Genomic DNA, 11,994 nt, shown 5'->3' on the forward strand with positions numbered 1-11,994 from the left:
TTCGCGCACGACTAAAACATGATCCGGCTCACGTTACCCCAACTGTCGGGATTTTGAAAGCGCAGCCTGTGCGGGAAGGTTAATAGACGGAAGGTTCACCCAGCGGGCGGGTTTTAAAACGACGGTGCACCCACAAATACTGCTCAGGGGCGCGTAAAATTTCGCGCTCGATGACCTTGTTGATATAGCCGGCAGCGATCTGCTTATCTTCACCCGGATAATCATTCATTACTTCGCTAATATGCAGGCTGTAGCCCTTACGACCCAGCTTGCGCACCATACTGATACTCAGCATTTTCGCGCCCGATAGACGGGAAAGGACATAGGTGCCGTTGGTGGTCGCCGCCTGGGGGACGGAGAAAAACGGCGCAAAGACGCTGCCCTTGGGACCGTAGTCCTGATCCGGCGCGAACCACACCGCTTCGCCTGATTTTAAGGCATGCACCAGGCCGGTCAGGTTGTTACGATCGATCATTGCTTTGTTCGAGCGCAGGCGTCCACGGGTTTGCACCCACTCCATCAGCGGGCTGTTGTGCGGACGATAGGTGGCCATCATTGGACGGCACAGCCCCATGGCCCGCCCACCCAGCTCCAGCGACATAAAGTGCACGCCGACCACCATCACCCCTTTGCCGCCGCTAAGCGCATGATTAAGGTTGGCAAAGCCCTCGACATCAAACCATTTTTTGACCCGCTCGTCGCTCCAGAACCAGGCCATGCCGGTTTCGATAAGCCCCATTCCCAGCGACATAAAGTTTTGATCGATCAAAGTTTCGCGCGCCGCCGGCGACATGTCCGGGAAGCAGAGTTCGATATTACGCCGGGCGATATGTTCGCGGCGTTTGAGAAAGCGTCGGGAAAGACGTCCGACGCTGGTGCCGATAAAATGCAGCAGCGGATAAGGCAGTTGCACGATTAACCAGAGGATGCCGAGCCCGAACCAGGTCAGCCAGTTACGCGGATGTAAAAGTTGTTTATTAAATACGCAGGCCATGATTTTTCCTGTAAACATTAATTATGTGGTAACGCTTAAGGAAAACAGAATCCATTTATCATCATTAGGCGGTACGTACAGCAAGTTCGACAATACTAATCCGCTGAAATTCCCTCCGGCAAGTAAAAAACAGCAAGCTGACAAAAAAACATAATTGCGGCACAAATGTTACTAAATGTAAACTTAAATCTTATCTTCCGCTTAATATATTCATCATGTATATCATTTTCACGCTAATTATCAGCATTACTATCGGACATAACCGAAACCCTGCTCGAGAACGCCTTGTTTGCCGGGGTCTGAGGCCCGCTCAGCCACGCGGCCCGCCGCCTGCTCGCGTCCCTAAGATCGTCGTCTGTAGCGCAAAAGAATAAAAGCGCTCCTGCTTCAAAGAGAAGCATCTTTTATCCGTCGGTAGCAGGAATATTAAAATCGCCTTAAGGGAATAATTAAGAATAGACTTATTTAAAGATGCTTTAAAAATAAGCGCCTTGCCAGTTATTTGCACTTTAATACCGCCCTCACCCACCGTTAGAAAAATATTTCTTTACGCCTTACATGTATAAAGCACTGACTTTAGCGCGGACAGTGACCCGACGTCGGATCACTGTAGGCAAACCGCCGCGAAGGCGTGAAGGACGTTCCGGCGGCAGAAGATCAGTAGGTGTGGAAATATTGCTGGATCAGCTGCGGATCTTTAGTCTGCGTCAGCGCCGTCATCAGCAGAATACGCGCTTTCGCCGGGTTGAGGGAGTCGGCCACCAGCCCAGGCTGGCTGTCATCCGGCGGCACCACGCCGCTACCGGTACGGGAGGCGCGTACCACCACGATGCCCGCCTGCTGCGCTTTTTTGATGCCCGCAGCGCTTCGTACCGACACCGACCCCGCCCCGGTTCCCGCGTAGATAATGCCGTCAGCATGATGGGCGATCGCCGCGTCATACATATACTCCGGGTCATCCTGGTAACCATAAATGATCACCACCTTCGGCAGGGTCTTCAGCTGACGCACATCAAATACCGAGCGCAGAGTGTGAATTTTATCTACCCGCGTCTCGAACTGGGGTTTCCCGCCCACCACGACACCGAGGTAGCCCTCCTCTGGCGCCCGGAAGGTATCCAGCGAAGTGGCATTGGTTTTGGTGACAAAGCGCGCCGCGCCGATGCGGTCGTTAAGCACCACCATTACCCCGCGTCCTCGGGCATCAGGATCGGCGGCGACCGTGACCGCTTCCAGCAGGTTCATCGGCCCATCGGCGCTGATCGCTGTCGCCGGACGCATCGCCGCGGTAAAGACCACTGGCTTGTTGCTTTTCACCGTCAGATTGAGGAAATATGGGGTTTCATCCAGCGTGTCCGTGCCATGGGTGATCACTACGCCATCGACATCATCCCGTGCCAATAACGCATTCACCCGCTTCGAGAGCGCCAGGATAATGTCACTGGTCATATTCTCACTGCCGATATTCGCCACCTGCTCGCCCTCGACGTGAGCGATTTTACTCATTTCCGGCACGGCGTTAATCAGCGTCTGCACCCCAATCGCCCCGGCTTTATAGCCGGTTGTTTGGGTATTGCTCGCCGCCGAACCGGCAATCGTTCCACCGGTAGCTAAAATGACGATATGCGGTAAGCGCGTTTCGCTGAACGCCACGCTGCTTATCGTCAGTAACGCGATAGCCAGTAATGCTCTAAAATTCATACAGGTCACTCCCTTCATAGACATTAATCAAACTTACGCTTGCTTAATGCAAAGGGCTTGCCAGTATTTATTTATTTTTTGGGGGGGAAATGGTTAACTATCAGACAATAATAAGGTTCTTGCCTGCACATTGCCCAAATATGGTGCACGGCTGTCTCCAGTTCGGGCACATGACATGAATCCATACATTCCGAGTATTTACCGGTACAGCCACACATCACACAACACGCATTGCGATCAGATTATCGACACTTCCGTCACCAGGGTGGTCAGTCTTGCCGCCAGGTAACGCGTACGGAGAACAGAAATGCGTATTGCCCTGAGGTCAGCCTTGATGCTGACCACCAGAGTCATTCAGATCATTAACCCTGAACTGCACCGGCATATGCAACGAACAGCCTTAATCGCCCTGATGCTGGCGCAAAGGCTGGGACTGCCCGCCGAGCGGCAGCAAACCATTTTTTGCGCCGCGCTGCTGCACGATATCGGCGTGCTGGGAGATAAACGCCCCATTCATTCGCTGGATGCTATCGATAACATCCATGACCCGCATCAGCGCCAGGGCGTGGCGATGCTGGAGGGATTAGCGACCTTCCAGGCCATCGTCCCTTTTATTCGCGATCACCATTTTAGTTCGACCCACCGGGGCTCCCGCGAACAGCATATCGTCTATTTTGCCGATGCCTTTGAACGGCTGCTGCCGGCCGACAGCCACGTTGCGGCCTGGCCCACGCGGGCGGTGGTGGAACAGTTCGTCTCCCTGCACCGGGAGATCGACCCACCACTCTGCGATACCCTGTGCGAGGTCGCTGAAAATGCGAACTTCTGGCAGCACCTTCATCCCGGCCATATTCAGCGGCTGCTGGAGATCATTGCCCCCATCAACACGCGCTATCTGGATATTCACGGTCTGAAAGATATCTGCCTGCTGATTGCCAAAATTGTCGACACCTACAGCAGCTTTACCGCCAGCCACAGCATTATGGTAGGGGAAATCGCCCGCCAGCTTGCCGGCTGGATGCAGTTGCCGGAGCCGACCTGTCTGCAAATTGAGATTGCCGGCTATCTGCACGACATTGGTAAGATTTATGTCCCTCTTTCTATTCTGGAAAAAGAGGGCGAGCTGGATGACGACGAGCTGAATCAGGTACGCGAGCACAGCTACATGACCGGCGAACTCCTCAGCGACTACAGCGAGCTCGGCGACATTATTAACTGGGCGTCGAATCATCATGAAAAACTGGACGGCAGCGGCTACCCGCTGCATCTCGACAAATATCACCTGACGCTCGCCGACCGGATTATTTCCATCGCCGATATTTTTACCGCCCTGACCGAAGATCGCCCGTACCGAAAAGGAATGGTCTGTCAGGAAGCCTTACAGATTATGGAAGCGGATGTTATAAATGGCGCTCTGGATAGCGATGTCTTTCTCGTTTTACGCCGCCATGCGGCAACGCTACATGCCATCATTCTTCAGACCCTCGAACATCCTGGCCGTGAGAGCCGCTCCTGAAGCGGGTCGCCGTCATGGCGGGGACGGGTTCTATAATTAAAACAGCTTCATCTGCATGCAAGGAAATACAGGGTGAGAATCGCCACCATCACCAACTGGGCTTACGGGATCACCGTCGGCCTGACGCTGGCTTCCGGGAGCGCTATGCTCATGGCCTCCAGCGCCGATCGCGCCGAACGCCAGGCGGTACAGCAGCGCCAGGTCTTTGATACCCTCTCCGACGAAGTGGAAAACGACGCCTGGGAGCAGTCTGACCTCGCGCGGCTGTACGTGGTTAAGCCTACGCCAGAAACGCTGCAGCAGTATCAACAGTTGCTGCACACCGACAAGAGCATTGAACACCGGCTGGCCGGGCTGAAAGATAATGGCGCCAGCCGCGAGGAGCTGGCGCTATTGCACGACGGTCTGCAGATCGCCGATGAGCTACAGGATGAACAGCAGGCCGCCTTAGCGCATGTCGCTCGCGGCGACGCGCCAGCAGCCATTGCGGTGCTGTACGGCAAAGCGTACGAGACCGAACTGGAGCGCATGCAGACGCAGATCGATCGCTTCCGCCAGATGCTTGAGCATCGCGCCGCCGTCGCTATCGACCAGGCCACCGAGCGCTCGCGGATCTGGCGTACGCTGTCGGAAATCATGGTCGGCCTGACCGCCCTGATGTTTTTGTTCGTTCTCGGATTCATTCTCAAACGGCGGGTGCTGTACCCGGTGGTTCGCCTGAGCGACGTGGTCCAGCGTCTCGCTTCCCAGGATTATGCGGTGGAGACGCCGCACTTCACCCAGGTGGATGAGATTGGCGATATGGCCCAGGCGATCCGCATTTTTCGCGAGAACGGCCTGGCCCGCCAGCAGCTGGAACAGCAACGCGACGCCGACTGGGCGATCCGTGAACTGTTGGCGCGCATGACCCAGCGTCTGCAGGGCTGTGAAACCATTGAGGATGTGATTAAAGTGGCAGAGCGGTTTGCGCCGAACATCGCCCCGACGATCCCCGGGAAACTGTATGTTCTGGATACCGATCCGTGGCAGATGCACTGCGTGGCGCAGTGGCTGTCGCCCGCCGGGGAGACGACGTCCTTTTCCCCCGACGACTGCTGGGCAATACGCCGGGGACTCAGCCATCCGCCGGTGCAGGGTGAGCCCGATATCACCTGCTATCATCTGCCGGAGGCGCACGCCGGTCAGTCGCTCTGCGTACCGCTCATCGCCCAGGGCGAAGCCATTGGCCTGCTGACCTTCCAGAATGTCACCGCCAGTGACGCCCCTTCCCGGGCCTACCTGGAGCTGATGGCCGAAGCGCTGGGCCTGGCGCTGGCCAATCAGCGTTTGCGCAGCGCCTTGCTGGAAAAAGCGCTGTTCGACTCTCTGACCGGCCTGCGTAACCGCCATCATCTTGACGAAGCGCTGCATTCGCAGATGGCGCTGGCAGTTCATACCCACACCCCGCTGAGCTGTCTGATGATCGATATCGATCACTTTAAAGCGATCAATGACCGCTACGGTCATGAGGCCGGGGATCTGGTGATTAAAAGCGTGGCGACCATTGTGCAACGCGCGGTGCGCGATACTGGCATGGCTTTCCGCTACGGGGGCGAGGAGTTTTTAGTGCTGCTCCCCGGTATTGACGAAGCCGGGGCGCACCAGTGCGCCAGCGAGATCTATACCCAGGTACATAATATGACGCTGCGCGATGGTCTGACCGAGATAGGTCAGGTGGATGTATCGATTGGCATCGCCAGTTACCCGCAACACACCCAAAGCGACAGTCTGCTGCGCGCAGCGGACGCCGCGCTGTACCGGGCGAAAGAGCTGGGCCGTTCAAGAATTGTCAGCTTTGGCCGCCTGAAGACCGGCTAACCAGGATTATTGCTCACTGGCATTGAGCAGCGAAATAACCTTCCGTACCACCGCCGAACGGATATGGCGGTGGTAAACCATGCTCAGTTCACTCTCCGCCAGCCGGTCCTGGAGATCGATATACACCACGTTATCAAGGCGTAACGCCCGCGCCGAGACCGGAACCAGCGCTACCCCCACCCCGGCGGAGACCAGGCTAATCATCGAAGTGACGTCGTTGATGCGTTGCACCACCTGCGGCGTAAAGCCCGCCACGCGACAGGCGCCAATAAATACCTGCTCCAGCCCGGTGCCCTGCGGATCGTCAAGCGAGATCCAGTTGTCTGTTCGCAACGACGCCAGATTAAGGGCTCCCACGCCCGCCAGCGGATGCTGCTGATAGAGCGCCAGACAGAGCTTTTCCCGCACAAACGGCCTGACCACCAGCTCGTCTGGCGGCGAGGCCAGCGGCGCGCGGATAATGGCGATATCCAGGCGCAGGTCCTGCAGCGCTTCGTAGAGCATCTGGACATCGCCATGCACCAACGACAGCTCAATGCCCGGCCAGTCAGTGCGCAACGCGCGCAACAGCCCCGGCAGCTTACTGTCATACATCGCGCTGGAGACATACCCCAGATGTAATCTACCCTGTTCGCCTCGCGCGGTGCGCTGGGCGTCGAGTACCGCCTGATCGGCCATTTCCAGCGCCAGCCGCGTCTTGTGTAAAAAAGCCTCGCCCGCGGCGGTGAGGGTCAGGCGGCGGTTAGCGCGGGAGAAAAGCACCACGCCCAGGCGCTGCTCCAGTTGTTTAATCTGCTGGCTGAGGGCGGGCTGGGCAATATGTAACCGCTCCGCCGCCCGGTGCATATGTAACTCTTCGGCAACCACGACAAAATGGCGTAACGAACGAAAGGACATCGTCGTACTCCGTAGGCTTTATTGATAATAAAAAACTTATCAATAAAGCATGAATGATGCAATTGATAATACTTAGCCTGCAAAGCATACTGACGGCATTGACACGCTAAGGAGAACATCATGACCGCACCGATTCAGGATCTGCGCGACGCCATCGCGCTGCTGCAACAGCATGACAATCAGTACCTCGAAACCAATCATCCAGTTGACCCTAACGCCGAACTGGCTGGCGTCTATCGCCATATCGGCGCGGGCGGTACCGTTAAACGCCCCACCCGTATCGGTCCGGCAATGATGTTTAACAATATTAAAGGCTATCCGCACTCGCGCATTCTGGTAGGGGTACACGCCAGCCGCCAGCGCGCCGCGCTGCTGCTGGGCTGTGAAGCCTCTCAACTGGCTCTGGAAGTGGGTAAAGCGGTCAAAAAACCGGTCGCGCCGGTGGTCGTGCCGGCCAGCAGCGCCCCCTGTCAGGAGCAGGTATTTCGTGCCGACGATCCGGACTTTGATTTGCGCAAACTGATCCCAGCGCCCACTAACACCCCGATTGACGCCGGCCCCTTCTTCTGCCTGGGCCTGGCGCTGGCCAGCGATCCTGACGACGCCTCGCTGACCGACGTCACCATCCACCGTTTGTGCGTGCAGGGCCGGGATGAGCTGTCGATGTTTCTCGCCGCTGGCCGCCATATCGAAGTGTTTCGTCAAAAAGCCGAGGCCGCAGGCAAACCGCTGCCGATTACCATCAATATGGGGCTCGATCCGGCTATCTATATCGGCGCCTGCTTTGAAGCGCCAACCACACCGTTTGGCTATAATGAACTGGGCGTCGCCGGCGCGCTGCGTCAACGTCCGGTGGAGCTGGTACAGGGCGTCAGCGTCCCGGAGAAAGCCATCGCTCGCGCCGAGATCGTAATCGAGGGTGAGCTGCTGCCGGGCGTGCGCGTCAGAGAGGATCAGCACACCAACAGCGGCCACGCGATGCCGGAATTTCCTGGCTACTGCGGCGGCGCTAATCCGTCGCTGCCGGTCATTAAAGTCAAAGCGGTGACCATGCGAAACAATGCGATTCTGCAGACGCTGGTAGGGCCGGGTGAAGAGCATACCACCCTCGCCGGGCTGCCAACGGAAGCCAGTATCTGGAATGCTGTCGAGGCCGCTATCCCGGGCTTTTTACAAAATGTCTACGCCCATACCGCGGGCGGCGGTAAATTCCTGGCCATTCTGCAGGTGAAAAAACGTCAGCCTGCCGACGAGGGGCGTCAGGGACAGGCCGCGCTGCTGGCACTGGCGACCTATTCCGAGCTAAAAAATATTATTCTGGTTGATGAAGATGTCGATATCTTTGACAGCGACGATATCCTGTGGGCGATGACCACCCGCATGCAGGGGGATGTCAGCATTACGACAATCCCCGGCATTCGCGGTCATCAGCTGGATCCGTCCCAGACGCCGGAATACAGCACGTCGATTCGCGGCAAGGGCATCAGCTGCAAGACGATTTTCGACTGTACCGTGCCGTGGGATCTGAAATCGCACTTCGAGCGTGCACCGTTTGCCGAGGTTGATCCACGTCCGTTCGCGCCGGAGTATTTCGCACGGCTGGAAAAAAACCAGGGCAACGCAAAATAAGCCATAGCCGCCGGTAAACGGCGGCTTCTTCACATTCAGTGTCATCGGGGACGAATGGCTGAGACAGCGTTAGTTGATAGCGGCAGCGAGATCTTTTTTGACCTGCTCACGCTGATCAGGCGTCAGCACCTGGCTTACGTCGAAGTAGTATTTCACCCGATAATAGCGCACCTGCTGATCCAGCTGGCCAAAGGCGGCCAGCTGCTGTTTGACTTTAGCATCATCCCATTTTCCGGAGTGAATAACCTCAGCCAGAGCGCCGTCCTGATAGCCGCTGATTTTAATCTGGCTCACATTGTTTTCGAACCCCTGACGCAGCGCCTGGATTTTGGCGACCTGCGCCTCACTTAGTTTCAAATGCTGGACAACCGGATCCTGCGAGACCGAGGGTACGTCAGCCGAAGTCGACGCCTGACTGGCTGCGGTAAAGCTGGTGGTCAGAACAAGGGCGATCAGGGTGTTACGCAAGCGAGTATTCACAGTGAGTTATCCTTAAGGCAAAAAAAGAGACTGGATTATCACTGTGCTAATAAAGACTATCTGTAACAAAGGGTTAATTTAAAACTGGACAAATAAAGCGTGGCAAGTAAAAAAATCTGCTTACCGGCAACTCAGCAGTGCAAAAAGATGTATTTATCTTTCCAGTAACGACCCTGACCGATGATATTGCCGGCCGATCTGATTAGCCGTTTTTGCTTCTCGGTTTCCACCCCCTCGACAATGACATGGCGAGTCAGGCCAGAGATAGCCTGTAACAGGCCGGGCAATCTGGGGTCGTCTTCTTTATCCCAAAAATAATCTTTATCCACTTTGACACAATCGAAGCGGAATCTGTCCAGTAAGGCGAAAGAAGTGCGTCCGCGACCAAAGTCATCCAGCCAGACCGGGCAAAGCGCCGCCAGCGCGCTCAGCGTGGTCAGCTCACGCCCGGCGCTGAACTCGTGAAAATTCTCGTTGATTTCCAGCGCGATATGCTTACAGGAGCGTAAGAAATCACAGAGGTAGCGGTCCGCCAGAATCAACTGGCTTAATAAATCATCAATATTCAACGATACTGGCTTATTATCCAGCCGGGAAAAATCAAATACAGCAAGCAGCTCGATTTGGCGAGTGAATAGTGAAATCTTGTCGCGGTCGGTAAGCGTGGAGAAAGAAAACGTTGGCGATGAGGTGATATTTTGTGCCGGTGCTATAATGTCTTTAGTGAGCAATTCCCACGAGTGGTAGCCGCCATCATCGCTAATAGCCGGCTCCAGTACGAAGCGATATAAGGTATTTTTCACATTTTCTTCAAGCATTTAAAAAATACCAAAAATAAGAAAGGGTTAAAGCATGTCATATATTTCCCGGCAACAAAAATAGTTTAAAATGATCGATAAGGATCATTCAATAGACAAAATCTATCAACTTATAATTTATTGATCGGTAAATTGAATTAATATAAATTAGCCACTGCTACAACACCTGGCGAAACAGCAATTAAAATATTGTTTCAAACCAGGTAGTTACCACGAATCCCCTGTAGTAAAAACTGATATCCTGCTTTCCGCCACTACGCTAAAAAAAGCGATGCATAATAAAAATGAAAAATACAAGCCGCCAGTTTTCGCTCCCGGGTGATGCCCTGAAGCGATAAACGCATCGCCCTCTTCTCCCCGCCTGTTACTTCATGCTACCAATGGGAAAAACATTTCAGTCACTGAACCGTCATACTTTCCCATTACCCTGCTGCCAGGCAACGTGAAGTGGGTGCTGGGCAGTGAAAAGAATAAACGTGGTTACGCTGGCGCTGATGCTGTTCATGCTCATCGCCAGCACGTGGCTGGCACCCGCCCCACGGCATGCCGCCAGGGGGCGATGTGTCTGGTTTGATGGGGCAGTGGTGAATTGTCTGCAAAGACAGCGGCTGGGCGAAGGGTTGCCTCCTCATACGCTGGCCAGGCGATAAACTGGTACCCGCCGGGTGGTATTGAACAGATTGTCGCTGACCTCAACCTCTTCAGTGACAATCCGCATACCGGATCGCCGCAACTGCGCAATATCTGCCGCCACCCGCTGGCTGCCAAACCAGAACAGGGCATCGAGAGCGGTGACCGGTAAACCGGCGCGAAGCGCCCGCTCAAGTCGCTCCCGCGCCGGCTTTATCTCCCGGGCGATCTGCTGGTACGGGGAGGCCGTCAACCCAGTCGGATCGACACGACGAATGCGGTTTGACAGGCGGTAATGAAAGGCCTCCGGAATAGCCTGTAAATCTTGTTTCAGGCTGTAGACGCAGCCATAGCGCTTACCATTGAATATGGCGGCTTTACGATTGAGCTGTAATGCCTCGCGCACACTGGCGATAAGCTGCGGCGCCCGGACCAGTAGCAGGCGAAATGGCAACTCGAAGCTGGTGACATAGTCGACGTTCAATAGCGCAATACGCAGGCGCTCCTCTGCCCCGGCCTGCAGCTGGCGACACTCCTGGTATACCTCGCGCCACTGCGCCCGCAGTCGCGGTGTCTCGTCGGCTTCGGTAAACTGGTATTTTTCAATATCGTAATCAATTCTCCCGGCCACCGTTTGTTCCTTTCTCATTTAGCCCGGCGCTATTCTATCATTCTCCGGCGCCGTCCCCTATGCTCCCCGCCACGGCCCTTGCCGCTTATTTACGATACAGATAACGAGTGATGACCACATCCAGAACAAACAGCAGGAAAATAACGCAGCTTAACCATAATAATCCTGCGAATAAATCAAGTAATTGCATCATTGTTCCCTCGCCGTTGGCCATAACAAAATGACACCCCATTACCTTAAAGTAGTTAAGAACTGCCTTAACAGCCACAACATAAAATGGTATAGCGTTTTAAACGCCCGCTCTCCTTCATGGTTCATTTTATTGTCATTAATTTGTCATCATAAAATGTCTATCATCAACCGGGCCGCAGGATTGTCCCTCTCGTTCTGACCTTGCAGGGAAACGAGCGGCAACAGGTTTAACAACAGGATAATATCGCCCCACCCTAACCAGAAAGTCATTGCATAATCTTATATCAGATATGATTGTCATCCTGCTGAATAATCCGTAAAAGCGCCGTAAGCAATAAATACCCTGCTGATTGATTTACCATGGAGAAATAAGATGCCTAGCGAAAAAGCCCGCAGCCTTGATCATTTCTATGAATTACTGGCAACCGGACAGCATCAGAAAATCGAACTCGATTTTGATGTCGCCGCTGACGACTTTTTTAAAATCGCCAGCGAGTTTGGCGAGACGGGTGCGAAAATCACCCGGGTTAACGAACGGTTTATTATTAAGATCCCCTCCCCGAAGGCATAAACACCCGGCCCGAGAAGATGCAACAGATCGCCGGTTTGTCCGCGCCCCTCCCGGTCATCCCTGACCGGGAGGGGCGCG

Annotated in this window: 10 protein-coding genes; 4 read left to right on the plus strand and 6 right to left on the minus strand. The window is 54.8% G+C overall.

Features of this window, described 5'->3' with window-relative positions:
• Window positions 1-79: 79 nt before the first annotated feature.
• A complete protein-coding gene (gene lpxP / locus LGL98_RS15365; protein WP_203032799.1) occupies window positions 80-994 on the minus strand; it encodes a kdo(2)-lipid IV(A) palmitoleoyltransferase in 915 nt (304 codons plus the stop codon).
• A gap of 657 nt (window positions 995-1,651) precedes the next feature.
• Window positions 1,652-2,695 (minus strand): fructose-asparagine asparaginase, encoded by a 1,044-nt coding sequence (fraE, locus tag LGL98_RS15370; RefSeq protein WP_136035065.1) that lies wholly within the window; start codon window positions 2,693-2,695, stop codon window positions 1,652-1,654.
• A gap of 307 nt (window positions 2,696-3,002) precedes the next feature.
• Here fraE and LGL98_RS15375 point away from each other — a divergent pair, with 307 nt between their 5' ends.
• Together LGL98_RS15375 and LGL98_RS15380 are read left to right on the plus strand one after the other, a co-directional pair.
• Window positions 3,003-4,211 (plus strand): HD-GYP domain-containing protein, encoded by a 1,209-nt coding sequence (locus tag LGL98_RS15375; protein ID WP_136035068.1) that lies wholly within the window; start codon window positions 3,003-3,005, stop codon window positions 4,209-4,211.
• A 72-nt stretch (window positions 4,212-4,283) separates the two neighbouring features.
• A complete protein-coding gene (locus tag LGL98_RS15380) occupies window positions 4,284-6,068 on the plus strand; it encodes a sensor domain-containing diguanylate cyclase (protein WP_136035070.1) in 1,785 nt (594 codons plus the stop codon).
• A gap of 6 nt (window positions 6,069-6,074) precedes the next feature.
• On the opposite strand, the gene LGL98_RS15385 is transcribed toward LGL98_RS15380, so the two are convergent.
• The gene (locus LGL98_RS15385; RefSeq protein WP_136035072.1) at window positions 6,075-6,965 is read right to left on the minus strand and encodes a LysR substrate-binding domain-containing protein; all 891 of its coding nucleotides are present in this window, start codon (window positions 6,963-6,965) and stop codon (window positions 6,075-6,077) included.
• Window positions 6,966-7,085: 120 nt separating this feature from the next.
• Here LGL98_RS15385 and LGL98_RS15390 point away from each other — a divergent pair, with 120 nt between their 5' ends.
• A complete protein-coding gene (locus tag LGL98_RS15390; RefSeq protein WP_136035074.1) occupies window positions 7,086-8,594 on the plus strand; it encodes a UbiD family decarboxylase in 1,509 nt (502 codons plus the stop codon).
• Between the two features lie 69 nt (window positions 8,595-8,663).
• On the opposite strand, the gene LGL98_RS15395 is transcribed toward LGL98_RS15390, so the two are convergent.
• The 3 genes from LGL98_RS15395 to LGL98_RS15405 form a co-directional block, all read right to left on the minus strand.
• Window positions 8,664-9,074: a Spy/CpxP family protein refolding chaperone gene (locus LGL98_RS15395; RefSeq protein ID WP_136035075.1), complete on the minus strand. Its 411-nt coding sequence runs from the start codon at window positions 9,072-9,074 to the stop codon at window positions 8,664-8,666.
• A 131-nt stretch (window positions 9,075-9,205) separates the two neighbouring features.
• Entirely contained in the window at window positions 9,206-9,892 is a 687-nt protein-coding gene (locus LGL98_RS15400) for an EAL domain-containing protein (RefSeq protein WP_136035077.1), read from the minus strand.
• 628 nt (window positions 9,893-10,520) lie between these two features.
• Window positions 10,521-11,153 carry an ECs1377 family protein gene (locus LGL98_RS15405; protein WP_136035140.1) on the minus strand — a complete coding sequence of 211 codons (633 nt, stop codon included), beginning with the start codon at window positions 11,151-11,153 and terminating at the stop codon, window positions 10,521-10,523.
• 565 nt (window positions 11,154-11,718) lie between these two features.
• Between LGL98_RS15405 and LGL98_RS15410 the strand changes: the two genes are divergently transcribed.
• Entirely contained in the window at window positions 11,719-11,916 is a 198-nt protein-coding gene (locus LGL98_RS15410; protein WP_136035079.1) for a hypothetical protein, read from the plus strand.
• Window positions 11,917-11,994 lie beyond the last annotated feature (78 nt).

The sequence above is a fragment of the Klebsiella africana genome (assembly GCF_020526085.1).
In the GTDB taxonomy this organism is placed as follows: Bacteria; Pseudomonadota; Gammaproteobacteria; order Enterobacterales; family Enterobacteriaceae; genus Klebsiella; species Klebsiella africana.

Coding starts and splice junctions, on each gene's coding strand:
- lpxP (WP_203032799.1), bottom strand. CDS start 994: ATGGCCTGCGTATTTAATAAACAACTTTTACATCCGCGTAACTGGCTG.
- fraE (WP_136035065.1), bottom strand. CDS start 2,695: ATGAATTTTAGAGCATTACTGGCTATCGCGTTACTGACGATAAGCAGC.
- LGL98_RS15375 (WP_136035068.1), top strand. CDS start 3,003: ATGCGTATTGCCCTGAGGTCAGCCTTGATGCTGACCACCAGAGTCATT.
- LGL98_RS15385 (WP_136035072.1), bottom strand. CDS start 6,965: ATGTCCTTTCGTTCGTTACGCCATTTTGTCGTGGTTGCCGAAGAGTTA.
- LGL98_RS15390 (WP_136035074.1), top strand. CDS start 7,086: ATGACCGCACCGATTCAGGATCTGCGCGACGCCATCGCGCTGCTGCAA.
- LGL98_RS15400 (WP_136035077.1), bottom strand. CDS start 9,892: ATGCTTGAAGAAAATGTGAAAAATACCTTATATCGCTTCGTACTGGAG.
- LGL98_RS15410 (WP_136035079.1), top strand. CDS start 11,719: ATGCCTAGCGAAAAAGCCCGCAGCCTTGATCATTTCTATGAATTACTG.